Source organism: Streptomyces sp. NPDC037271, from assembly GCF_055603605.1.
Genome location: NZ_JBVJVN010000012.1, coordinates 141,184 through 164,526, shown reverse-complemented (window position 1 = coordinate 164,526; position 23,343 = coordinate 141,184). Strand labels below are relative to the sequence as shown.

General features: G+C 72.5%; 22 protein-coding genes and 1 riboswitch. Of the genes, 12 read left to right on the top strand and 10 right to left on the bottom strand.

What is annotated here, in order from left to right; all coding sequences use genetic code 11:
• Window positions 1–58 precede the first annotated feature (58 nt).
• Complete coding sequence (locus ACZ7G3_RS21735) at window positions 59–760, top strand: pentapeptide repeat-containing protein (protein ID WP_470927627.1); 702 nt, start codon at window positions 59–61, stop codon at window positions 758–760.
• A 240-nt stretch (window positions 761–1,000) separates the two neighbouring features.
• Here ACZ7G3_RS21735 and ACZ7G3_RS21730 read toward each other — a convergent pair whose 3' ends face one another.
• Window positions 1,001–1,501 carry a hypothetical protein gene (locus tag ACZ7G3_RS21730; protein WP_426596840.1) on the bottom strand — a complete coding sequence of 167 codons (501 nt, stop codon included), beginning with the start codon at window positions 1,499–1,501 and terminating at the stop codon, window positions 1,001–1,003.
• A 159-nt stretch (window positions 1,502–1,660) separates the two neighbouring features.
• Here ACZ7G3_RS21730 and ACZ7G3_RS21725 point away from each other — a divergent pair, with 159 nt between their 5' ends.
• Window positions 1,661–3,418 (top strand): protein kinase domain-containing protein, encoded by a 1,758-nt coding sequence (locus ACZ7G3_RS21725; protein WP_470927625.1) that lies wholly within the window; start codon window positions 1,661–1,663, stop codon window positions 3,416–3,418.
• A gap of 40 nt (window positions 3,419–3,458) precedes the next feature.
• Here the strand turns inward: ACZ7G3_RS21725 and ACZ7G3_RS21720 are convergent, their stop codons facing one another.
• Window positions 3,459–4,859, bottom strand: a complete 1,401-nt coding sequence (locus tag ACZ7G3_RS21720; protein ID WP_470927623.1) for a M1 family metallopeptidase — start codon at window positions 4,857–4,859, stop codon at window positions 3,459–3,461.
• A gap of 211 nt (window positions 4,860–5,070) precedes the next feature.
• Complete coding sequence (locus tag ACZ7G3_RS21715) at window positions 5,071–5,646, bottom strand: TerD family protein (RefSeq protein WP_007450822.1); 576 nt, start codon at window positions 5,644–5,646, stop codon at window positions 5,071–5,073.
• A gap of 158 nt (window positions 5,647–5,804) precedes the next feature.
• Here ACZ7G3_RS21715 and arfB point away from each other — a divergent pair, with 158 nt between their 5' ends.
• Window positions 5,805–6,242: an alternative ribosome rescue aminoacyl-tRNA hydrolase ArfB gene (arfB, locus tag ACZ7G3_RS21710; RefSeq protein WP_426520600.1), complete on the top strand. Its 438-nt coding sequence runs from the start codon at window positions 5,805–5,807 to the stop codon at window positions 6,240–6,242.
• Window positions 6,243–6,407: 165 nt separating this feature from the next.
• Here arfB and ACZ7G3_RS21705 read toward each other — a convergent pair whose 3' ends face one another.
• Together ACZ7G3_RS21705 and ACZ7G3_RS21700 are read right to left on the bottom strand one after the other, a co-directional pair.
• On the bottom strand, window positions 6,408–6,878 hold the full coding sequence (locus tag ACZ7G3_RS21705; protein WP_470927621.1) for a GNAT family N-acetyltransferase: 471 nt from the start codon (window positions 6,876–6,878) through the stop codon (window positions 6,408–6,410).
• A gap of 234 nt (window positions 6,879–7,112) precedes the next feature.
• Window positions 7,113–7,712 carry a flavin reductase family protein gene (locus ACZ7G3_RS21700; RefSeq protein ID WP_470927619.1) on the bottom strand — a complete coding sequence of 200 codons (600 nt, stop codon included), beginning with the start codon at window positions 7,710–7,712 and terminating at the stop codon, window positions 7,113–7,115.
• Window positions 7,713–8,037: 325 nt separating this feature from the next.
• Here ACZ7G3_RS21700 and cdgB point away from each other — a divergent pair, with 325 nt between their 5' ends.
• Both cdgB and ACZ7G3_RS21690 read left to right on the top strand, forming a co-directional pair.
• A complete protein-coding gene (gene cdgB / locus ACZ7G3_RS21695; protein ID WP_426596835.1) occupies window positions 8,038–9,702 on the top strand; it encodes a diguanylate cyclase CdgB in 1,665 nt (554 codons plus the stop codon).
• Window positions 9,703–9,820: 118 nt separating this feature from the next.
• Window positions 9,821–10,801, top strand: a complete 981-nt coding sequence (locus tag ACZ7G3_RS21690; RefSeq protein ID WP_470927617.1) for a carbohydrate-binding protein — start codon at window positions 9,821–9,823, stop codon at window positions 10,799–10,801.
• Between the two features lie 25 nt (window positions 10,802–10,826).
• Here the strand turns inward: ACZ7G3_RS21690 and ACZ7G3_RS21685 are convergent, their stop codons facing one another.
• The 3 genes from ACZ7G3_RS21685 to ACZ7G3_RS21675 form a co-directional block, all read right to left on the bottom strand.
• Complete coding sequence (locus ACZ7G3_RS21685) at window positions 10,827–11,759, bottom strand: 1-phosphofructokinase family hexose kinase (RefSeq protein WP_470927703.1); 933 nt, start codon at window positions 11,757–11,759, stop codon at window positions 10,827–10,829.
• Window positions 11,760–11,983: 224 nt separating this feature from the next.
• On the bottom strand, window positions 11,984–13,129 hold the full coding sequence (gene nagA, locus ACZ7G3_RS21680) for an N-acetylglucosamine-6-phosphate deacetylase (RefSeq protein ID WP_470927615.1): 1,146 nt from the start codon (window positions 13,127–13,129) through the stop codon (window positions 11,984–11,986).
• Entirely contained in the window at window positions 13,129–14,214 is a 1,086-nt protein-coding gene (locus ACZ7G3_RS21675; RefSeq protein WP_470927613.1) for an ROK family protein, read from the bottom strand. Before ACZ7G3_RS21675 ends, nagA begins: the two co-directional genes overlap by 1 nt.
• A 146-nt stretch (window positions 14,215–14,360) precedes the next feature.
• Here ACZ7G3_RS21675 and ACZ7G3_RS21670 point away from each other — a divergent pair, with 146 nt between their 5' ends.
• The 3 genes from ACZ7G3_RS21670 (at window position 14,361) to otsB (ending at window position 17,041) form a co-directional block, all read left to right on the top strand.
• On the top strand, window positions 14,361–15,626 hold the full coding sequence (locus ACZ7G3_RS21670) for an ABC transporter substrate-binding protein (protein ID WP_470927611.1): 1,266 nt from the start codon (window positions 14,361–14,363) through the stop codon (window positions 15,624–15,626).
• Between the two features lie 112 nt (window positions 15,627–15,738).
• The gene (locus ACZ7G3_RS21665; protein ID WP_426520588.1) at window positions 15,739–15,963 is read left to right on the top strand and encodes a DUF3263 domain-containing protein; all 225 of its coding nucleotides are present in this window, start codon (window positions 15,739–15,741) and stop codon (window positions 15,961–15,963) included.
• Window positions 15,964–16,174: 211 nt separating this feature from the next.
• Window positions 16,175–17,041, top strand: coding sequence for a trehalose-phosphatase (gene otsB / locus ACZ7G3_RS21660; RefSeq protein WP_470927609.1), 867 nt, complete (start codon window positions 16,175–16,177; stop codon window positions 17,039–17,041).
• 124 nt (window positions 17,042–17,165) lie between these two features.
• Here the strand turns inward: otsB and ACZ7G3_RS21655 are convergent, their stop codons facing one another.
• Window positions 17,166–18,569, bottom strand: coding sequence for an alpha,alpha-trehalose-phosphate synthase (UDP-forming) (locus ACZ7G3_RS21655; protein WP_470927607.1), 1,404 nt, complete (start codon window positions 18,567–18,569; stop codon window positions 17,166–17,168).
• A gap of 144 nt (window positions 18,570–18,713) precedes the next feature.
• Between ACZ7G3_RS21655 and ACZ7G3_RS21650 the strand changes: the two genes are divergently transcribed.
• On the top strand, window positions 18,714–19,412 hold the full coding sequence (locus ACZ7G3_RS21650) for a hypothetical protein (protein ID WP_470927605.1): 699 nt from the start codon (window positions 18,714–18,716) through the stop codon (window positions 19,410–19,412).
• Between the two features lie 130 nt (window positions 19,413–19,542).
• Here the strand turns inward: ACZ7G3_RS21650 and ACZ7G3_RS21645 are convergent, their stop codons facing one another.
• Entirely contained in the window at window positions 19,543–20,487 is a 945-nt protein-coding gene (locus tag ACZ7G3_RS21645; protein WP_426596829.1) for a glucosyl-3-phosphoglycerate synthase, read from the bottom strand.
• Between the two features lie 171 nt (window positions 20,488–20,658).
• A riboswitch (SAM riboswitch) is annotated at window positions 20,659–20,806 on the top strand.
• A 17-nt stretch (window positions 20,807–20,823) separates the two neighbouring features.
• Here ACZ7G3_RS21645 and thrC point away from each other — a divergent pair.
• The 3 genes from thrC (at window position 20,824) to ACZ7G3_RS21630 (ending at window position 23,010) form a co-directional block, all read left to right on the top strand.
• Complete coding sequence (gene thrC / locus ACZ7G3_RS21640) at window positions 20,824–22,128, top strand: threonine synthase (RefSeq protein ID WP_470927603.1); 1,305 nt, start codon at window positions 20,824–20,826, stop codon at window positions 22,126–22,128.
• On the top strand, window positions 22,125–22,400 hold the full coding sequence (locus tag ACZ7G3_RS21635; RefSeq protein ID WP_426596827.1) for a MoaD/ThiS family protein: 276 nt from the start codon (window positions 22,125–22,127) through the stop codon (window positions 22,398–22,400). The genes thrC and ACZ7G3_RS21635 overlap by 4 nt, the downstream gene beginning before the upstream one ends.
• A gap of 406 nt (window positions 22,401–22,806) precedes the next feature.
• A complete protein-coding gene (locus tag ACZ7G3_RS21630; RefSeq protein ID WP_004929928.1) occupies window positions 22,807–23,010 on the top strand; it encodes a cold-shock protein in 204 nt (67 codons plus the stop codon).
• Window positions 23,011–23,343 lie beyond the last annotated feature (333 nt).

The window sequence follows — 23,343 nt, the reverse complement described above, 5'->3', positions numbered from 1 at the left end:
GGCGCGGCGTTCGTGCAGGTCAGCGCCGGTTGTCAGGGGTGGGGTGCAGCATGGGGGCATGGTGAGGAGAGCGGTGGGTGGCGGCGGCGGTACGGGCGCGACGAGGGTGCGGGCGGCGCGGCGCCCGGAGCTGCGGCTGCCGCCGCTGGCGCCGTACGACGGAGACGAGCTGGAGCCGGACGGGGACTACGACGCGCTGGAGTTCCGGGAGACGAACCTCGCCGGGCAGGACGGCGCGGGCGCCCGCTTCATGGACTGCGCGTTGACGGGGTGCGCGCTGGACGAGGCCACGCTGACCCGGGCCCGGCTGCTCGACTCGGTCCTCACCGGCGTCCGTGGCGTCGGTACGCAGCTCGCCGAGGCGACCCTGCGCGACGTCGAGCTGGTCGACGCCCGTCTGGGCGGCACCCAGCTGCACGGTGCCGTCCTGGAACGGGTGCTGGTCCGCGGCGGCAAGATCGACTACCCGAATCTGCGCCGGGCCCGGCTCAAGGACGTCGTCTTCGAGAGCTGCGTCCTGGTCGAGCCGGACTTCGGGGGCGCCCGCCTGGAGCGGGTCGAGTTCGTGGACTGCGCCCTGAAGGGGGCGGACTTCAGCGCGGCGGCCCTCACGGACGTCGATCTGCGCGGCGCCGCACCGCTGGAGCTGGCCCGGGGCGTGGACCGCCTGTCGGGCGCGGTGATCAGCCCGGCCCAGCTGCTGGACCTGGCACCGGTGCTGGCGGCGGAGCTGGGGCTGCGGGTGCTGGCGCCCGGGTAGACGGCGGGAGCCGGGGGTGCGGTGCCGGCGCCCGGTGCTGGCGGCGGAGCTGGGTGTGCGTGTGCCGGCGCCCGGGCAGACGGCGGAGCGGGGGCCGCGGGGTACTGGCGCCGGGGTCGGGGCGGTGGACCGCGGGCCCGTGGACCGAGGGCCCGTGGATCGTGGGCCTGTGGATCGTGGGCCTGTGGCCTGTGGCCTGTGGGCGGCGGCCCGTGGCCTGTGGCCCGTGGGCCGTGGCGGTCAGGAGACCCGTGGGAAGCGGGCCTGGAGGGTCCAGATCGCCGGGTTGTCCGCCAGGTCGTCGTGCATGTCGGTGAGGTCGGCGATCAGGTCGTGCAGGAAGTCCCGGGCCTCCCGGCGCAGTTCGGCGTGGGAGAAGGAGAGCGGAGGCTCGGTCGCCGGCAGCCACTCCGCCTCGATGTCGACCCAGCCGAAGCGGCGCTCGAAGAGCAGGCGGTCGGTGGACTCGGTGAAGTCCAGCTCCGCCCGCTGCGGCCGGGCGGCCCTGGAGCCCGCCGGGTCCCGGTCGACGCGCTCCACGATGTCGCACAGCGCCCAGGCGAAGTCGAGCACCGGCACCCATCCCCAGGCTGTGGAGAACTCCCGGTCCGCCTTGGTGTCGGCGAGATACACGTCCCCGCAGAACAGGTCGTGCCGCAGCGCGTGGACGTCCGCACGGCGGTAGTCCGTCTGCGGGGGGTCGGGGAAGCGGGTGGAGAGGGCGTAGCCGATGTCGAGCACGCAGGTGATGGTGTCATGGCCGGGGAACCGGCTGCGGCATGCCGTTCGTGAGTCATGGGGATGGGCGGCGCAACTGGCTCTGGAGCACCGGGTTTTCACACACATACCTCGTGTCTCTATCCTCAGGCGCACGGTGTCGCCAGGAACGAGGGAGCACGAATGAACGGGTTGGAGCCGGGCGATCCCGAATGGGTCGGTACGTACCGACTGCTCGGCAGGCTCGGCGAGGGCGGCATGGGACGGGTGTACCTGGCGCGTTCCGACCGGGGCCGGACGGTGGCCGTCAAGACCGTCCGCGAGGAACTGGCCCGCCAGCCCGACTTCCGGCGGCGCTTCGCGCAGGAGGTGAGGGCGGCCCAGCGCGTCGGCGGCGAGTGGACCGCGCCCGTGCTGGACGCCGACACCCAGGCGCCGACCCCCTGGGTCGCCACCGGCTACGTCGCCGGCCCGTCGCTCGCCGAGGTCGTGGACCAGCAGTACGGGCCGCTGCCCCCTTCCTCCCTGCGGGTGCTGGCGGTGGGCCTGGTGCGGGCGCTGCAGACCATCCACGGCGCCGGTCTCGTGCACCGCGACCTCAAACCCTCCAACATCCTGGTGACCATCGACGGCCCCCGCGTCATCGACTTCGGCATCGCCCGCGCGCTGGACGTGTCCACGCAGTCCGCGGACGGGTTCACCCGGACGGGGGCCGTCGTGGGCTCCCCGGGGTTCATGTCCCCCGAGCAGGTGCGCGGGGAGAAGGTGTCGTACGCCAGCGACATCTTCTGCCTCGGCGCGGTGCTGGCCTACGCCGCGATGGGCCGGATGCCCTTCGGCACCGCCGAGGGCGGGCTGCACTCGCTGCTCTTCCGCATCGCGACCGAGGAGGCGGACCTGTCTGGTACGCCCGAGGCGTGGCACGGCCTGATCGCCGCCTGCCTGGTGAAGGACCCTGACAAACGCCCCACGCCGGACGAGCTGCTGACGTCGATCGAGGACATGGAGGGCGCGGACGCCGCGCCGGGCGGTGCGTGGCTGCCCGGCGAGGTACTGGCGGAGCTGGGCCGGCACGCCGTGCAACTCCTGGACAGCGAGGACCCGGAGAAGCGTCTGCCCGTCGGGGCGCCGGTCGCGGGCTTCGGCCCGCCGCCCACCGCGTACGGCCTGTCGACGCCCCCGGGCCCGGTCCCCACGCCGTTCGGTGCCCGGCCGGGCCCCCAGCAGGCTCCGGTGTACTCCACTCCCGCCCCCGTGCCGGCCTCCGCCCCCACCTCGGTCTCTCCCACCCCGTTCGCCCGGCGGCCCGTGCGCCCGCTCCGGGGCCTGGCCGTGGCCCTGAACGCCTTCCTGGGCGTGTTCGCCCTGCTGCTGATGGCCCGCGGCGCCGTCCTCGGGGGGGTGTTCACCCAACTCGGCCGTCACGACGCCCAGGAGTCCCCGCACGTCATCGAGGGCTTCGACGACTGGGCGCTCGCGACCGACCTGATCGACAGCCTGAGCGCGCTGGCGATCCTGGGGGTGGCGGGCGTGTGGGTGTGCTGGTTCCGCCACGTGTGGCTGAACGCCGACGCACTCGCGCCGGGCCGCATCCGCTACAGCCCCGGTCTGGCGGCGGGCGGCTGGTTCATCCCCGTCGTCAACTTCTACCTTCCCAAGCAGATCGCCAACGACATCTGGACGGCGACGACCGGCCGTCCGAAGGGCGCCGGGCGGTGGCTGCTGCACACCTGGTGGTGGTTCTGGCTCGCTCACTTCACGATGTTCGCGAACGACTCCTTCAGGGCCTGGAACGAGAACGACCTCGTGGAGGGCGCCAGGGAGTCCATCCTCAACTCGCAGTCCGCCAACGGTGTCGGCGTCGTGAGCGCCGTATTGGCGATGGCCCTGGTCACCCGGCTCACGTCCCTCCAGCGGAACCGCGCCGCGCAGACCACCTGAGCAGCCTGGGGAGACGACCGCGGAAGGGCTGAACACGGTCTCACGGCCTCTCCGGCCTGCCGTCTCCGTACAGCCAGTCGTCCCAGATCCCCGAGAAGTCCTCGCCCGGCGCCGACTTCTCCACGTACGCCGTGAAGTCCCCGGTGTCCGCGTTGCCGTGGCGGTGGGTGGCGGCCCAGCCCCGCAGGAGGGCCAGGAAGGCGTCGTCGCCGACCGTCCGGCGGATCTTGTGCAGGACCATCGCGCCGCGCTGGTACACGGGGCTCGCGGAGATGTGCTCCGCGCCGGGCGGGTCCCCGGGCGGGAACGCCCAGATCGAGTCGTTCGCGTCCTCGTCGGGGTAGTAGGTCCCGTCGTAGAGGGCGTCGAAGGTCTCCTGCGCGGTGTCCCCGCCCTCGTCCTCCTCCCACAGCCACTCGGCGTAGGTGGCGAAGCCCTCGTTGAGCCACATGTCGCGCCAGGTCTTCGGGCTGACCGAGTTCCCGTACCACTGGTGGGCGAGTTCGTGGACGAGCAGCACGGTGTCGGGGGCGCCGGGGAAGTAGGGCCGGTTCTGGGTCTCCAGGGCGTAGCCGGCGTCCTCGACGCGGTCGACGATCGCGCCGGTGGAGGAGAAGGGGTACGGGCCGAAGTTCTCCTGGGCCCATGCCATGACCTCGGGAATCCGCCCCAGGACCGCCCGGCTCGCGTCGGCCTGCTCCGGGTCGACGGCCGTGTACACCGCCAGACCGTCGTCGGTGGTGGACCGGTCGGTCTCCCAGTCCCCGACGGCGACCGTGACGACGTGGCTCGACATCGGCTCGGCGGTGCGCCAGGTGAACGTCGTGCGGCCGTCGCGGGTGGTCTCGCCCGTCAACTCGCCGTTGGAAACGGCCCCGAGCCCCTTCGGCACGGTCACCGCGAGGTCGTACGTGGCCTTGTCGGAGGGGTGGTGGTTGCCGGGGAACCAGGCCATCGAGCCCGTCGGCTCGCCCAGCCCGACCGCGCCGTCGGCGGTGGGCAACCAGCCCTCCTCGGAGCCGTCGGGGTCGGTCACCGTCACCGGGTCACCGGAGTAGCGGACGGTCACACGGAACGTCTCCCCGTCGTCCAGCTCGTCCGCCGGGCGGACGGTCAGCTCCTGGCCGGCCCGGTTGAAGCGCGCCTCCCGGCCCTCGACGGTGACCTCCTCGACGTCCAGGCCCTTGAGGTCGAGGTTGAAGGCGGACAGCTCCTGGGTGGCGCGGGCGGTGACCGTCGTGGTCCCGGTCAGGTGCTCGGCGTCGGGGTCGTAGGCCAGGGTCAGGTCGTAGTGGCTGACGTCGTAGCCGCCGTTGCCCGCCTTCGGGAAGTACGGGTCGCGCACGCCCGAGCCGCCGGGAGTGCCGTCGACTCCGCCGCCGCTGCACGCCGCGAGGAGGGTGACGGTGGCGGTGGCAACGAGCAGACGGGGGGTGCGCACGTCGTGATCCTATGAGGCGTTTCACGTGAAACGCCCGTTGGGATGCCCCGTTGGAACGCCCGGTGGGATGCCCCGTTGGAACACCTTGGGACGCCTGTGGGGACGCTTGGTGGGACCGCCTGTGGGGACCGGCTGTCGGGGCCGCAGACATGCGTGAGGCCCCGGCGGTGCCGGGGCCTCACGTCGGCGGTTCGCTGTCGCGGACCGACCGTCAGACGTTCACGCCGAAGTCCTGGGCGATGCCCACCAGGCCGGAGGCGTAGCCCTGGCCGACGGCGCGGAACTTCCACTCGGCGCCGTTGCGGTACAGCTCGCCGAAGACCATCGCGGTCTCGGTGGCCGCGTCCTCGGACAGGTCGTAGCGGGCGATCTCGGCGCCGCCGGCCTGGTTGAGGATGCGGATGTAGGCGTTGCGCACCTGGCCGAAGTTCTGCGAACGGTTCTCGGCGTCGTAGATCGAGACCGGGAAGACGATCTTCTCGATGTCGGCCGGCAGGCCGGCCAGGTTGACGTTGATCGCCTCGTCGTCGCCGGCGCCCTCGCCGGTGCGGTTGTCACCGGTGTGGACGATCGTGTTGTCCGGCGTCTGCTTGTTGTTGAAGAAGACGAAGTGGGCGTCGGAGTAGACCTTGCCCTGCGTGTTGACCGCGATCGCGGAGGCGTCGAGGTCGAAGTCGGTGCCGGTGGTGGTACGGACGTCCCAGCCGAGGCCCACGGTGACTTCGGTCAGGCCCGGAGCCTCCTTGGTGAGCGAGACGTTGCCACCCTTGGACAGGCTTACAGCCATTGTTGGGAGTCCCTTCCTTCGTTTACTTACGGCAAGAAAGCTACAGCTATCCCCATGAACGACGAGAGGGGTCCACAAGGTTCCTGCTCTCTTTACTTTCTTTACCGAGGCCGGGACCGAGGATATTGGGGTGACGCGGGCCGCCCGGGGACGGGAACATGGACGGCATGTCCGGTCCCCATGTCATCCGCGGCTCCGTCTCCCTGCCCGAGGCCGAGCTCGTCTGGCGTTTCTCGCGCTCCTCCGGGCCCGGTGGGCAGCACGTCAACACCACGGACACGGCGGTGGAGCTCCGCTTCGACCTGGCGAGGACCGAGTCCCTGCCCGAGGTGTGGAAGCGGCGGGCGCTGGAGCGGCTGGCCGGGCGCCTGGCCGACGGGGTCGTCACCGTCCGCGCCTCCGAGCACCGCTCGCAGTGGCGCAACCGCGAGACCGCCGCCGTACGCCTCGCGGCGCTGCTCGCCGAGGCCACCGCGCCCCCGCCCAGGCCTCGCAGGCCCACCCGCATACCGCGCGGCATCAACGAACGCCGGCTGCGGGAGAAGAAGCAGCGCTCGGAGACCAAGCGGGGCCGCTCCCCGAAGAACTGGGACTAGCCGGAGGGCCGGGAGCCGGCTCGAAGAGCCCGGACCGGCCCGAGGCGCCGGGACCGAAGAGCCGGTGCCGGCCCGAAGGGACCCGACCGGCCTGAAGAGCACGACCGGCCCGAAGAGCCGGGGCCAGTCCGAAGAGCCAGGCCCGGCCCGAGGCGCCGGGACCGGTCAGTCCACCTCCAGCACGCCCACCGTCTGGCCCTCGCTCGTCTCCCCGTCGGGACGGAAGCCCAGGCCCAGGTAGAAGCCCCCGGGGCCGTCCGGGCCCGGATGCCACGTCACCCAGCACTCCTTGCCGCCGCGCCGGCGGACCTCCCGCGCCACCGACTCCACGGCGAAGCGGCCGTAGCCCCGGCCCTGCTCGCCGGCAGCGATGTTCAGCCGCCACAGCCCGGAGCGCAGCACGCTGCCGTCCTCGTACCAGTCGATGTCGAAGAAGGCCATGAGGAAGCCGACGGGGCGGTCGCCGTCGACGATCAGGCGGGGCCAGGCCACCCCGGGGTGGAGGTAGGCCTCGGCGAGGGACGTCACCACCGGTTCGACGGCGGCCTCCTGGTCGGGGCGGACCCGGATGCCGACCGCGGCTTCGAAGTTCGCGCGAGTGATCTCTTCGAGGCGGAGCGTGGTGCTGGGCTTCATGCCCGCACCCCAGGGGGTGTCGTTTGGATCTTGCCGGGGTCGCGGGGTCCGGCACGCACATCTGCGGCGTTGTCGTCGGTTGCCAGGGCTCCGCCCTGTCGCCCTCCTCCGCCTTGCAGCTGCACGCACCAGACCCCGCTCGGGTCGATCGCAAGGCACCGTTGCCTGGAGCCGACCCGATCCGAACGACACCCCCTAGGCACGCGGTGTGAGGGCGGGCGAGCCGATTACGGCTCACCCCAGCTGCCGGTACCGCCCCTTGAAGTACGCCAGCGGTCCTCCGTCGGGGCTCGGCAGACCGGCGGTCAGCACGCGGCCGATCACCAGGGTGTGGTCCCCGGCCGCCACCCGCTGCTCGGTGCGGCACTCCAGGGTCGCCAGCGCCCCGCCCACCAGGAGGGCCCCGGACTGCTCGCCCCGCAGGCAGGGGAGGTCCGCGAAGAGGAGCCGGTCGCTGACGCGGCCCTTCATCGCGAAGCGGCCCGCGACGTGCCGCTGGCTCTCGGACAGGACGGAGACCGCCCACAGGGGCTGCTCGGCGAGCAGGTCGTCCATGCGGGAGCCCTCGCGCAGGCTGACCAGGACCAGCGGCGGGTCCAGGGACACGGACATGAACGCCGTGGCCGTCATCCCGACGTCCTCGCCGCGCGGGGCCTGCGGGTCGTCGGGGTCGAGCGGCGGCTCCTGCGCGGTCACCAGGACCACGCCCGAGGCCAGCCGGGACATGGCGGCACGGAACTCCTCGTTGCTCACCCCCTCAGCATGCCCGGGGGCGGGCGACGGCAACGGGAACGCGGGGGACGCAGGGGGCGTGAGGGATGGAGAGTTCGGCACGCCGTCACGCTAATCGCCGGGCCGCCGGCCCCGCATCGGCCCCTGGGCCGAACCGGGGCCCGAACCGGGACCTAGGACCACAGAACGAGCTGTGCGCATACCTACAAACTTTGCGTTCGGTAAACGCACCGGGAAACCGCAGAAACACCACTCAATTGTTCATCTTTCGCTGTGACTTGAGTCACAAGAAGCGGTAATTGTTGACCCTGTGTACCGAGTGGGCAGCGCGCTGTGATTCAGTGGCGGGGAACCTGCAAGGGCACCATCAGTAAAGGCGCCGAAGAGAACCCTTGATGCACTGCGAGGTCTCGGGGGGAGGGCGAGCATGGAGACCGAGTCGGAGCCCTACGTCCGTCTTGCGTCCCTGCGTCAGCTGCACCAGGCCATGGCCGACATGAACACGGCCCGCAGTCTGGCCGACACCCTGCAGACCGTCGCCGACGGCGTCGTCCACGCCCTCGGGTACGAACTGGCGTGCGTCAACCTGGTCCGCCCCGACGGCGACCTCGTCGTGGCGGCCTTCGCGGGGAACCAGGCCGCCGAGGCACTGATCACCGGCCGGGTCGGCTCGCGCGACTCCTGGGACCGCCGCCTGGCCATGGGCGAGCAGTGGGGCGACCTGATCTTCATACCCCACACCGAGGGCTGGATCCTCGACGACGACGACGTCCCCCAGTGGTACACCGACGGGCCCGCGCCCCGCTTCGAGGACGAGTGGCACCCCTCGGACCGGCTCTTCGCCCCGATGTACGCGCCCGGCCCGCAGGGCGGCGGCAACAGCGGCGAGCTGGTCGGCGTCCTGTCCGTGGACCGGCCGCGCAACGGCCGCCGCCCCGGCGCCTGGGGCCGCGAGGCCCTGCAGATGTACGCGTTCCAGGCCGCCATCGCGATCAGCAACGCCCGGCTCCGCTCCAACATGCAGCGCGCCCTGGTCCGCCTGGAACGCGACCAGCAGGCGCTCAGGGCCAGTGAGGAAAGCTTCCGCCAGGCCTTCGAGTACGCCCCCTCCGGCATGGCCATCGCCGAGATGGGCGGCGACCAGCACGGCCGCATCCTGCGCACCAACGACGCCCTGTGCCGCCTGCTCGGCCGCCCCGCCTCCGCGATGCGCCGCTACGCCTTCTCCGACCTCGTCCACCCCGAGGACATCGGCACCCTGCTGCGCACCTCCGCCGAGGGCGGCCGCGCCGAGCTGCGCCTGGGCCGCCGCGACGGCACCTACGTGTGGGTCTCCCTGCGCAACAGCGTCGTCGCCGACGCCGCCGACGGGCCGCGTTTCCTGCTCAGCCACGTCGAGGACATAGAGGAGCGCAAGCGCCGCGAGCTCCAGCTCGCCCACCGCGCCTCCCACGACTCCCTCACCGGCCTGCCGAACTCCGCCGAGCTGCGCTCCCGTCTCGCCGCCCGGCTGTGCCGGCGCCCGCAGTCGTCCCACGCGGGCGTCGTGGACGCCATGGACGCCGCCTACGGGGACTCCGCCGTGTTCGACTCCGGCGGCCACACCTTCGACTTCGGGGCGGCCGCCGAGCCGTACGGCGCCTACGACCACCACGTGCACGCCGTCGCCCCCGAGGACGGCCGGGACGACGGCACCAAGGGCCTCGCGGTCCTCTTCTGCGACCTGGACGGCTTCAAGTCGATCAACGACCGGTTCGGGCACAACGCCGGCGACGCCGTGCTCATCGAGGTCGCCCGCCGGCTCAGCGACGGCGTGCGCGACGGCGACACGGTGGCCCGGCTCGGCGGTGACGAGTTCGTGATCCTCGCCAACGGGCTCGGCCAGGCCGACGCCCAGGACCTCGCCGTACGCCTGCGCAACGAGATCATCCAGCCGATCCGGGCCGAGGGACGGGCCGTCCGCGTGGGCGCCAGCTTCGGCATCGGGTGGGCCCACTGCGGCATGACGGCGGACGAAGTGCTGAAGTCCGCCGACGAACGGATGTACGTCGAGAAACGATCTCGTCCCAAACAGCACCGCCGAGCCGGATGATCACCAGGTCAGCGCGTTGATGCGGTATGAGTCACCCGTTCGGGTCAGTGGGAGCGGGTAGGCTCGCTGTCTCACACCCGTACCGCACACGCACCGCATCTGGTTAGGAGACCTAGGGATGACGCCCGGCAACAACGGCGCGAGCACGCCCGAGGACGACGACCCCTTCGGCTACCTCTACGCCGACGGGCAGGCCAACGGAGCCCAGCCGCCGTCCGGTGGCTACGGCTACCCGAACTCCGTCAACCGGGTGCGTCCCGTCGGCACACGGCAGTACGGGGCACCGCAGGGCCAGGCCGGGCCGGCCGGCGCCTACGGCCAGGCCGCCCCGCAGCAGCAGGGCGCCTACGGCCAGCCGCAGGGCCACGGCAGGCCGAACGCGCACTACGCCGCGCCGGAGACCTTCCCCGGCGGCGGTGCTCCCAACGCCCCGCAGCACTCCGGGCACGGCGGGGGCGGCGGACGGCGCGGCCCCAACACCAAGGGCCTGCTGATCGGCGCGGTCGCGGTGGTCGCCGCGGTGGTCGTCGGTATCGCCGTGGCCATGGCCAGCAGCGGCTCGGACGACGAGAAGGGCGGCAACGAGGCCGCGGGCGACCCCACCCCGACCCAGTCCCAGACCACCGACCCGAGCCCGTCGGCCAGCGAGGGTGCCGAGGAGGAGGCGGAGCTCCCGGCGGTCGACGCGAAGGCGCTGCGGCTGTCGCCCGGCGTGGCCACCGCCGCGGAGATCGAGGGCGCCCGGTCGGACGGCGGCGTCTATGTGGCCAACCTCAACCAGCCCGGTGCCTCGGTCACCTGGACCGTGGACGGCATCCCCGAGGACGGCCTCTACACCCTGTTCACCGGGTACAGCGCGGCCGGCGAGGACCAGTCGATGACCTTGACGGTCAACGGCAAGGAGTTCGGCAGCAAGCTGAACATGGGCAACTTCACCGGCGCCAAGGACGGCGACTTCGCCAAGGGCTGGACCACCACCTACGCCTGGCCCACCCTGAACAAGGGCACCAACACCATCTCGCTCTCCTGCGCCGACGGCGACAAGTGCAACGTGCTGCTGGACCAGTTCTCCCTGAAGAAGGGCCAGGTCAAGGAGTAGGGGTAGGGCGCCGCGGGCCGGGGCGTCACGCCGCGTCGGCCTCCGCCGTCACCGCGACCCCGCGTCCGAGCAGGTCCTCGTACGCCGCCCGGTCGAACTCGCCCGCCACCGGTGCCAGCACCGTCGCCGTGGACAGGGCGACCGCGCGGGCCAGGCGGTCCGGCCAGGGCAGGTTCTCGACCAGGCCGGAGAGCAGTCCCGCCACCGCCGAGTCGCCCGCTCCCGTCGGATTGCCGTGCACGTGGGCGGGCGGGGCGGCGCGCCAGCGGCCCTCCGGGGTCACCGCGAGCAGCCCATCGGCGCCCAGCGAGGCGACCACCGAGCGGGCACCGCGGCGCCGGGCGTCCTGCGTGGCCCGCAGCGGTTCGTGCGAGCCGGTCAGCTCGGCCAGCTCCTCGGCGTTCGGTTTGATCAGGTCCGGGCGGGCGGCGAGCCCCCGGCGCAGCGGCTCCCCGCCGGTGTCCAGCAGCACCGGCACGCCCGCGGCGCGCGCCGTGCGCACCAGCCCGGCGTAGGCGCCCACCGGAACGCCCGGCGGCAGGCTCCCGCACAGGGCCACCGCGCAGGCACCGGCGAGCAGGTCCTCGTAGACGTCCTGGAAGGCGTTCCACTCGGCGGGTGCGACGGCCGGTCCGGGCTCGTTGAGCTGGGTGGTGTCGCCGGTGCGCTCGTCCACGACGGCGACGGTGCGCCGGGTCGCCCCCGCGACCGGCACGAGCGCGTCGGTCACCCCGGGCACGCCGGTGAGCCCCTCGCGCACGGTGTCACCGGTGACGCCGCCCGCGAAGCCGGTGACCGTCACCTCGTGCCCGAGGGCCGCCAGCACCCGGGCCACGTTCAGCCCCTTGCCGCCGGGCCGCTCCGTCACCTCGGTGACCCGGTGGGAGGCGTGGGGCCTGAGGCGCGGGACACGGTAGGTGATGTCGAGAGCGGTGTTCAGCGTGACGGTGAGGATCACCTGTGTCGCCCGTGTCGCCCGTGTCGCCTGCGTCACCTGTGCCGACCTCCCCCGATCGCCTGGCAGCCGCCCGCGCAGGGGCGGCCTTCCGTGGACACGATCATGCCAAAAGGGCGGCGGTCGGCCCACCCCCCGGCCCACCCCCGGCCCACCCCCCGGCCCACCCCCCGGCCCACCCTCGGCCCGGCCACCGCGGCCGGCCCGGGAGCGGACCCGGGGACGGATCAGCCCAGTTGGGGATCGACCACCCATTCGCCCCGGCGCATGACGCCCACCAGGTCGAACGCGGCGTCCAGGACCACCAGGTCGGCGTCCTTGCCGGGCTCCAGGGAGCCGATCCGGTCGTCCAGGCCCAGCAGCCGCGCCGGGTTGGCGGAGATCGCCGCGACGACGTCCTCCACGGCCAGCCCGTCCACCGTCACCGCCCGCTTGAAGGCGCGGTCCAGGGTGAGCGTCGAGCCCGCGATCGAGCCGCCCTCCACCAGCCGGGCCACGCCGTCCGCGACCTCGACCTCCATCGGACCGAGCAGGTAGCGGCCGTCGCCGAAGCCGGCCGCGTCCATCGCGTCGGTGATGAAGGCGACCCGGGCGGCGCCCGCGTGGTGGAACGCGAGCTGGAGCGCGGCCGGGTGCAGATGGGTGCCGTCGTTGATCAGCTCGACGGTGACCCGCTCGTCCTCCAGCAGTGCCGTGATCGGGCCGGGGGCGCGGTGGCCGAGCGGCGGCATCGCGTTGAAGAGATGCGTGGCGACCGTCGCGCCCGCGTCGATGGCCTGGAGCGTCTGCTCGTACGTCGCGTCCGTGTGCCCGATGGCAGCGATCACACCGTGCTCCGCGAGCAGCCGTACGGAGTCCAGGCCGCCCGGCAGCTCGGTGGCGAGCGTCAGCATCTTCGCGTGGCCGTGCGCGGCGTCGACGAGCTTGCGGACCTCGGCCGGATCGGGGTCGCGCAGCAACTGCTCGTCGTGCGCGCCCTTGCGGCACGGGGAGATGAACGGCCCCTCGAAGTGGATGCCGGCGACGTCGCCCTGCTGGGCCAGCTCGGCGAGCAGCCCGGCCTGCCGGGCCAGGAAGTCCAGGTCGCCGGTGACGGCGGAGGCGACCACCGTGGTGGTGCCGTGCAGGCGGTGGGTCTCGACGCCCTTGAGGACGTCCTCGGCGGTGCCGCCGGTGAAGGAGGCGCCGCCGCCCCCGTGGTTGTGGATGTCGACGAAGCCGGGGACCACCCAGTGGCCCGACAGGTCGAGGACCTCGGCCTGAGGGGGCGCCGTGTCCGCGATCCGCGTGCCGTCGACGATCACGCGGCCGTCGTCCACGGTCCCGGTGGGCAGTACCACCCGGGCACCGGCGAGAACCTTGCTTGGGGCCATCAGGTGGTTACCTCCGGGGGAGTCACGGTCGTGGAAGCGGAAGAAGTGGTGCTGAGCGGTTCCGTGCCGAGCGGTTCGGTGCCGGTCCCATCGGTGCTCCGATCGGTGCCGGTGCCGGTGCCGGTGCCGATCGGGCCGGTGCCGGTTGGGCCGGTGCCGGTGCGGCCGGCGTCGAGCAGGTCCCAGGCCATGAGCCCGGCACCCAGGCAGCCGGCGGTGTCCCCCAGCGCCGCGGGGACGATCTCCGGAAGCTTCTGGAAGGTGACCCGCCGCCGGACGGCGTCCCGCAGCGGTGTGAACAAGGTTTCCCCCGCCTCGGCGAGGCCGCCACCGATGATCAGGACGCGCGGGTCCAGCAGAGTGAGCGCGGTGACCAGTCCGTCGGCGAGCGCGTCCACCGCGTCCTGCCACACGGCGGCGGCCCGGGCGTCCCCCGACGCCACGGCCCGGGCGCAGCCGGCGGCGTCCGCGTCCGGGTCGCCGCAGGCCTCGGCCCACGCCTGGCCGACCGCCGACGCGGACGCGAACCGCTCCAGGCAGCCGCGCTGCCCGCACGGGCACGGCGTCCCGCCGGGCCGTACGACGATGTGGCCGATCTCGCCCGCGAAGCCGTGGGCGCCCGACTCCACCCGGCCGTCGATGCCGATGGCGCCCGCGATGCCGGTACCCAGCGGCACGAACAGGAACCGGTCGGCCCCCCGCCCGGCCCCGACCCGCCCTTCGGCGAGCCCGCCGGTGCGCACGTCGTGGCCGAGGGCGACCGGGACGGAGCCGAGCCGGTCGCCGAGCAGTGCCCGCAGGGGGACGTCGCGCCAGCCGAGGTTGGCCGCGTACACGGCGGTGCCGTTGGCCTCGTCGATGATGCCGGGGACGGCCACGCCGGCGGCGCGGGCGGGCTCGCCGAACCGGTCGGCGCCGTAGGCGCGCAGTTCGGCGGCGAAGTCCAGGATGCCCGCGACGACCGCGTCGGGCCCGCGGTCGCGGCCGGTGGCCCGGCGTGCCTGGTGCAGCAGCTCGCCCCCCGGCCCGGCCAGGGCGGCCTTCATCCCGGTGCCGCCCACGTCGAGGGCGATGACATGTCTCACGGGGGACAGTGTGGCCCGTTGACCCGGGAGAGGTCTAGTCCACTGCCGTGGTGTAGACCTTAATCCGTTAAACGAACAAGCGAACTAGCGAACGCGTAAGCAAAGCAGCGAACGACACAAGTCGTCGGCAGGGTTGGGGAATCAGGGTGCAGCGGCGTAGGACAGGAACGATCGCGGTGGTGTCCGCACTGGGCATGGCAGCGGTCCTCGGCGGCTGCGGGCTCACCGGAGACTCCGGCGAGGTGACGCTGAAGCTGGTGGCCGCCGACTACGGGGACAGCAAGGCCAACAGCTCGCAGAACTACTGGGACGAGCTGGCCAAGGCCTACGAGGCCAAGCACCCCGACGTGCACGTGGACGTCACCGTGTACTCCTGGAACGACGTGGACCGCGAGGTCCGCGAGATGGTCGAGGCCGGCAAGGCCCCCGACATGGCGCAGATCGGCGCCTACTCCGACTACGCGGACAAGGACCTGCTCTACCGGGCCGACGACCTGCTCTCCATCCCGGTCCAGGCCAACTACGTCTCGCAGCTCGCCGGCGCCGGCCAGGTCAACGGGGTGCAGTACGGCCTGCCCTTCGCGGCCTCCACCCGCGTGCTCTTCTACAACAAGACCCTCTTCGACAAGGCCGGCGTCACCCCGCCCAAGTCCTGGGACGACCTCGCGAAAGCGGCCGAGGAGCTCAAGAAGGAGGGCGTGAAGTTCCCGTACGCCCTGCCGCTGGGCCCCGAGGAGGCGCCGGCCGAGACGGTGCAGTGGCTGCTCAGCGGCGGGGGCGGCTACACCGACGACGTCGGCACCTACTCCATCGACTCGCCGCAGAACGTCACCACCTTCACCTGGCTCAAGGAAGAACTGGTCGGCAAGGGCCTCACCGGCCCGGTCGCCCCCGGCAAGCTCAACCGGGCCGACGCCTTCGCCGCCTTCGCGAACGGCGACGTCGGCATGCTCAACGGACACCCCACGCTGATGAAGACGGCGTCCGGCAAGGGCGTGAAGTACGGCATGGTGCCGACCCCCGGCATCGACGGCGCCAGCAGGAACACGCTCGGTGTCACCGACTGGATGACCGCCTTCAAGAAGAACGGCCACCAGGAGGAGATCGGCGACTTCCTCGACTTCGTCTACAGCGACGAGAACGTCCTCACCTTCTCCCGCCAGTACGACCTGCTGCCGGTGACCACCTCCGCGTCCCAGGTCATGAGCACCGCGGCGGAGGACAAGGACCTCCAGCCCTTCCTGAACGAACTGCTGCTCTCCGAGCTCTACCCGGTCGGCAAGACCTCCTGGGCCTCGGTCAGCGCGGACATCAAGAAGCGCATCGGCCAGGCGGTCGCCCCCGGCGGCAGCACCGAGCAGGTGCTCGACCAGATCCAGGCGACGGCGATGCGGGCGGGCAGCGCGGAGTAGGGAGCAACGGAGCGGCGGAGCAACGGGCAGCGGGGCAACGGGCAGCGGGGCAACGGGCAGCGGGGCAGGAGCGCGGGGGCCGCTGTCGGTGGCGGGCGTTACGGTGCCGTACATGGACCTGGGACAGAGGGAGCGGAACATCCTCGCGCTGGAACGCCGCGGTTTCCCCGGCCCCGGCGCGAAGGAGCGCGCCATCCGCGAGGAACTGGGCCTGGCCCCCGTCCGCTACTACCAGCTCCTCAACGCCCTCCTGGACGACCCCCGCGCCCTGGCGGCCGACCCGGTGACGGTCAACCGGCTGCGCCGGATACGGGAGGCACGGCGCTCGGAGCGGTGACGGCGACCGGACCGGACGGTACCGGACGGACCGGAGGGCAAGGATCCGCCCGGCACGCCTGCCTCCGGCTCCTCCGGCTCCTCCGGGCGTCGTCCCTGCACCGTGCCGCGATGGCGGGCCGGCCGTCGGCGCTCGCCGGGCCGTCGGCGTCCGCCGGACTGTCGCCGTACGAGCCATGCGTGCCCCCGCGCCGGCGGGATAGGTTCGCGGTATGGGCAGCCACCAGGACTCCACCCGTGACGACTCCCCGGACCACCTGCCGACGCCCGCGACGGAGGCCGGACGCGAAGGGCTCGACGCCCTTCTCGCCCGTCCCGGCCGCGCGGTGGTCGCGTTCGACTTCGACGGCACGCTCGCCCCGATCGTCGCCGACCCCGACCGGGCCCGCGCCCACCCGGACGCCGTACCGGCGCTCGCGGCCCTCGCCCCGAAGGTCGCCGCCGTCGCGGTGATCACCGGCCGCCCCGCCGAGGTCGCCGTCCACCACGGAGGCTTCGCGGGCGTCCCCGGCCTCGACCACCTCGTCGTCCTCGGCCACTACGGCGCCGAACGCTGGGACGCCGCCACCGGCACCCTCACCGCCCCCGACCCGCACCCCGGCGTCGCCGCCGTCCGCGCGGAACTGCCCGGCCTGCTGGAGCGGTCCGGCGCGGGGGAGGGCACCTGGGTCGAGGAGAAGGGCCACGCGGTCGCCGTCCACACCCGCCGCGCCCCCGACCCCCGGGCCGCCTTCGACGCCCTGCGCGCCCCCCTCACCGACCTGGCCGCCCGCCACGGCCTGATCGTCGAGCCGGGCCGCATGGTCCTGGAACTGCGCCCACCCGGCATGGACAAGGGCGCCGCCCTGCGGGCGTACGTCCGGGAGCTCGACGCGGGCGCAGTCCTCTACGCCGGCGACGACCTGGGCGACCTCCCCGCCTTCGCGGCGGTCGACGCCCTCCGCGCGGAGGGCACCCCCGGCCTCCTGGTGTGCAGCGGCAGCGACGAGGTCCCGGACCTGCGCGCACGAGCGGACGTGGTGGTCGACGGCCCGACGGGAGTGGTGGCACTCGTCCGCGCCCTGGCGGACGCCACCTGACCGCGGGCGGTCGTGCCGCCCGGGGTGGGCGCGGCGGCACCCGGCAGGGTCCCGGCCTCGCGCCCCGCCCCACCCCCGGCGCCGGTCATCCGCCCCAGCCCGCCCGGCGCCGGTCATCCGGCCGTCAGGACCTCAGAGCCTCCAACTGCTCCAGGAACCACCGCGCCGGAGGCAGCGCCGTACCCGCCGCGGCCAGCCGCTTCGACCGCTCCGCCCGCTCCCCGGGCCCCACCGACAACGCCTCGTGCAGCGCCTGGGCCGTCCCCGACACGTCGTACGGATTCACCACCACCGCGTCCTCACCCAGCTCCTCGTACGCCCCCGCCTCCCGCGACAGCACCAGCACGCACCCCTCGTCGGAGACGACCGGCACCTCCTTCGCGACGAGGTTCATGCCGTCCCGGACGGGGTTGACCAGCGCCACGTCCGCCAGCCGGTACGCCGCCAGCGACCGCGCGAAGTCGTCCTTCACGTGCAGCACGACCGGCGTCCACCCCGCCGTCCCGAACTCCGCGTTGACCGAGTCCGCCACCCGCCGCACCTCGGCGGTGTAGTCCCGGTACACGGCGAGGTCCTGCCGCGACGGATACGCGAACGCGACGTGCACGACCCGTTCCCGCCACTGAGGCCGGCCCGCCAGCAGCTCCCGGTACGCCAGCAGCCCCCGCACGATGTTCTTCGACAGTTCGGTCCGGTCCACCCGCACGATCGTCTTCCGCGCGGTCCCGTCCGGGCCCTCCCCGATCTCCGCCCGCAGCGCCGCCATCCGCTCGTCCACGTCGGCCTCGTGCGAGCGCTGCCGCAGGAACTCCGCGTCCGCCCCGAGCCCGTGCACGCCGGTCTCCGTGCCGCCGGTCCCGCCCACCAGGGCGTCGCAGCACGCGGTGAACGCGTCGGCCCAGCGCCGGGTGAGGAACCCGAGCCGGTCGGCGCCGAGCATGCCGCGCAGCACCTGCTCGGCGATGTCGTCCGGCAGCAGCCGGAAGTAGTCGACCGGTGCCCACGGCGTGTGCGAGAAGTGGCCGATGCGCAGGTCCGGCCGGAGCTCGCGCAGCATCCCGGGCACCAGCGTCAGGTGGTAGTCCTGCACGATCGCGACCGCGCCCTCGGCGGCCTCCTCGGCCAGCGCCTCGGCGAAGGCCCGGTTGTACGCCTCGTAGGAGGCCCACTGCCGCCGGAACTCCGCGTCGAAGACCGGCTCCAGGGGCGTCTGGTAGAGCATGTGGTGCACGAACCACAGCACGCTGTTGGCGATCCCGTTGTACGCGTCCGCGTGCACGTCGGCCGGTACGTCCAGCATCCGTACGCCGTCCTCGCCGACCCCGCGCCGCACCGCCTCGCGGTCGCCGTCACCGAGCGCGGAGCACACCCACAGCGCCCCCGCGTCCGGCCCGATGGCCGACAGCCCGGAGACCAGCCCGCCACCGCCGCGCTTGGCGTGCAGCGAACCGTCCTCCCCTACCTCGTACGAGACGGGCCCCCGGTTGGAGGCGACCAGCACCTGAGCAGCACCGAAGCTTGAAGCCATACGCCTCAACCTAGCCCGGCCCCGGGGGCCTCAAACGTGGCCGGATGCCCCCTCGGCATCGATCGCGTCACGCACCTTGTGAGGTTGGTGTGAAAAGAACAAGGATGTGCGGTGCACATTTCAACTTTCTGGGGGGTGGGCCGCATGCCCATACGCAAGCGCGGATTCGCGCGCGCCGCGGCGCTGGTCGGGGCCTGCGCGCTGGTGCTGACCGGCTGCGGCGACGAGGGCGCCGGCGACGAGACGGAAGCACGGCCCGCGACGGCCGCCGCGACCCCGGACAGCAGCCCCACACCCGAGGCGTCCCCCAGCACCGCCTCCCCGACCCCGGCACCCACCCCCACCCCCGCCACGCTGCCGGACTTCACCGGCCGCAGCGTCGGGTCGGCCGTCATCTCCGCCAAGAAGGCGGACATCGCCTACACCGTCCGGCTCCAGGGCACCGGAGGACAGGCCTCCTCCTGGGGCACCGGCGAGAAGGTCTGCGAGCAGACCAGCGGCCCCGACGGCGTGATCTTCACCGTCCCCCGCGACGGCCGGGACTGCGCGGGGCGTTCGCTGCGCCCGAAGCCGACTCCCGCCCCCGAATCGGCGAAGCCGAAGGACACCGGCACGGGCGGCACCGCCACCGGCGGCAGCACGGGCGGCGGCAGCGGCGGCGGTACCGGCGGTGGTACCGGCGTCTGTGAACTCACCAGTCCCGCGGGCAACTGCTATGCCGACGGCCAGTTCTGCGCCAAGAAGCACCGCGGCCTGAGCACCCACGGACGCGGCGGCGAGTACCTGACCTGCGCACGCGACTCCGGCGGCACCTGGCGCTGGTCGGACGGCGTTTCCGGCTGACGCGGCCCCGGGACCGGGAGGCAGGCCACCCCGTACCGGGGGCCGAGGACCAAGGACCGCGGCCCGGAGACCGCGGGCCCGGAGACCGTGGGCCCGGAGACCGCGGGCCCGGAGACCGCGGCCCGGCGAGTCAGGCCACCCGCCGGGCCGCGTACTCCGCGATCTCCGTCATCGGCGGCCGCTCCTCCGTGTCCACGGAGTACGTGCGCGGTTCGAAGCCGTCGGCGCCGCGTTCGAACTGGGTGAGGGACGGCCGGACCAGGTGGCCGCGGGCCAGCCGGAGCTGGGCGGTGCGGTAGATCGCGGCGGACATGCGGCCCAGCGCCTGGCCGTCCTGGTGCCGGTGCCTGCGCACGCCGACGTCGACCTGCGCGAGGGCGTCGAGGCCCACCAGGTGCAGGGCGTCGACCAGCATGCCCAGCTCGACCCCGTAGCCGACGGGGAACGGAAGCTGTTCGAGGAGGGAGCGGCGGGCCGCGTACTCGCCGCCGAGCGGCTGCACGAAACCGGCCAGCCGCGGCCAGTGCATGTTGAGCAGCGGGCGGGCCATCAGTTCCGTGACCCGGCCGCCCTGACCGGCCGCGGTGCCCAGCGGGCGGTCGTACATGGCCTTGACGAGGTGCACGTCCGGGTCGGTGAGCAGCGGCCCCACGATCCCGGAGACGAAGTCGGCGGAGAACTCGCGCAGGTCGGCGTCGACGAAGCAGACGATGTCACCGCCGGTGACCAGCAGTGAGCGCCACAGGACCTCGCCCTTGCCGGGTACGGCCGGGAGACGGGGGAGTATCGCGTCGCGGTGCACGACGCGCGCGCCCGCCGCCGCGGCCACCTCCGACGTGCGGTCGCTCGACCCGGAGTCCACGACCACGATCTCGTCGACGAGCGGGACGCGCCCCATCAGGTCCCGGCGGATCACCGTGACGATGTCGCCGACCGTCGCCTCCTCGTCGAGGGCGGGGAGCACCACGCTGACCGACTGGCCCGTGGCGTGCTTGGCGGTCAGGAGCTGCTGGACCGGCCGGTCCGCCAGGGACCAGGAGCGTGTGCTCAGCCAGCGCTCGACTTCTTCCAGCACGTCCGGTGGCTCCTTCGTGATCCGTTGTGATCCATCTCGCGGTGCGGACGACTGTCTCAACCGCCCTGGCCTTCGGTTACAGTCTTGAACAACGCGAGGGCCCACCGCATGCCGGGGGGCCCGCGCGGCACCACCGCGCAACAACCGCACCACCGCACAACAACCGAATACCGCTCATCCAGAGGGGCAGAGGGATACGGCCCGTTGAAGCCCCGGCAACCCTCCAGTCGGTTCTTGTCACGCAGACGTGGCGAGGCTCCCGACTAGGGAAGGTGCCAAATCCGTCTCACGGCGAGATGCGTCGTGAGGAAGATGAGGAGAAAGGGCCTCGCCTCCATGGCTGTGCAGACCGCCGAAAGCACCACCACCCCCGCCGCTGCCGTTCCCGCCGGATCCGTCGATCTGGGCCCCGCCGACGCCCTCTCCTGCCGCGAGTGCGGTCACCGCGTGCCGCTCGGCCCGGTCTTCGCCTGCGAGGAGTGTTTCGGCCCGCTGGAGATCGCCTACGACTTCTCGGCCTACGACACCGAGGAACTGCGCAAGCGGATCGAGGCGGGCCCCGCCAACATCTGGCGCTACGCCCCGCTGCTGCCCGTCCCCGCCGACGTGGCGACCAAGCCGAACATCAACCCGGGCTGGACCAAGCTGGTCAAGGCCGACAACCTGGCCCGCGAGCTGGGCGTCACCGGCGGCCTGTACGTCAAGGACGACTCCGGCAACCCGACGCACTCCTTCAAGGACCGCGTCGTCGCCCAGGCCATCGAGGCCGCCCGCGCCTTCGGCTTCACCACGCTCTCCTGCTCCTCCACCGGCAACCTCGCGGGCGCCGTCGGCGCCGCCGCGGCCCGCGCCGGCTTCCGCTCCTGCGTGTTCATCCCGCACGACCTGGAGCAGGGCAAGGTCGTCATGGCCGCCGTCTACGGCGGTGAGCTCGTCGGCATCGAGGGCAACTACGACGACGTGAACCGCTTCTGCTCCGAGCTGATCGGCGACCCGGCCGGCGAGGGCTGGGGCTTCGTCAACGTCAACCTGCGCCCGTACTACGCGGAGGGCTCCAAGACGCTGGCGTACGAGATCTGCGAGCAGCTCGGCTGGCGGCTGCCCGACCAGATCGTCGTCCCCATCGCGTCCGGCTCCCAGCTCACGAAGATCGACAAGGGTCTGCAGGAGCTGATCAAGCTGGGCCTGGTCGAGGACAAGCCGTACAAGATCTTCGGCGCCCAGGCGGCGGGCTGCTCGCCGGTGTCCACCGCGTACAAGGCCGGCCACGACGTCGTACGCCCGCAGAAGCCGGACACCATCGCCAAGTCCCTCGCGATCGGCAACCCGGCCGACGGCCCGTACGTCCTCGACATCGCCCGCCGCACCGGTGGCGCCGTGGAGGACGTGACCGACGAGCAGGTCGTCGACGCCATCAAGCTGCTCGCGCGCACCGAGGGGATCTTCGCGGAGACGGCGGGCGGGGTGACGGTCGGCGTCACCAGGAAGCTGATCGAGAACGGCGTCCTAGACCCGTCGCTCACCACCGTCGTCCTCAACACCGGCGACGGCCTGAAGACCCTCGACGCGGTGGCCGGCACCGGCCTCACCGCCACCATCCGCCCGAACCTGGACTCCTTCCGAGAGGCTGGCCTCGCATGAGCGTGACCGTTCGCATCCCGACCATCCTGCGCACCTACACCGGCGGCAAGGCGGAGGTCAGCGCCGAGGGCGCGAACCTCGGTGAGGTCATCGCCGACCTGGAGAAGAACCACACCGGCATCGCCGCCCGAGTCCTGGACGACCAGGGCAAGCTGCGCCGTTTCGTCAACGTCTACGTCAACGACGACGACGTCCGTTTCGAGCAGGGCCTGGAGACCGCCACCCCCGACGGCGCGGGCGTCTCCATCATTCCCGCGGTCGCCGGCGGCTGATACGCGTCGTAGCGCGAACTGCCCCCTCCGTAAGAGAAGCGGAGGGGGCAATTCCATGGGATTGAGCGCGGTAGAGTTGGGGAACGGGCTCCCGATCACAAGATCGGGAACTCTTCGTTCCTGCCGCACGCCCGACAAGATGTAGCCAAAGTGTGGGCGTCTTTCGCGGCTTTTGTTCCCTTTGCCTGCCCTGACTTGCCCCGAATTCAGGCGAATTCTCGCCACATTCCGGACCGGGCGCGTCCAGATTTCTCGTCCAATTGACCTGTTGCAGAGGGCAGTTGGACAGATACATTCAGCCGCGGTCGACGCGTTCCGGCGCACGCCCCCAGTCGTGGGGGGTGAGGTCTGACCCGGGTCCGCGAAGTGCGGATCTGTGCAAGGGCCAGTAATAGGGGAGTTAGGCATGGCTCAGGGCACCGTCAAGTGGTTCAACGCGGAGAAGGGGTACGGCTTCATCGCGGTCGACGGTGGTGCGGATGTTTTCGTCCACTACAGCGCGATTCAGATGGACGGCTACCGCACCCTCGAAGAAGGCCAGCGGGTCGAGTTCGAGATCTCGCAGGGTCAGAAGGGCCCGCAGGCCGACATGGTTCGCCTCAGCGCCTGAGACGCGCGGCCACCGCAGCATTTGGCCTTCATCCGAAGGGCCCGTACCTCCCGGGGTGCGGGCCCTTCGGCCTGCCCCGGATCCGCTCAGGACCTGGCCCGGACCTGGCCCGGATCTGGCCCGGGGCCTGGCCCGGAGTCTCCCCGGACCCGCCCGGATCCTTGTTCGCGGTCGGCCGAGACCGGGTGTCGATCCCCGAGAGGCGCTTGCACTCGACAGGGGCGAGTGCTAATCATTGCGTTAGCACTCTGAAGGTGAGAGTGACAACGAAGGACCGGGTCGGTGAGGCCCGCAGGCCGGGTGGGGAAGGAACCACACGGCACGCGAGCCGTC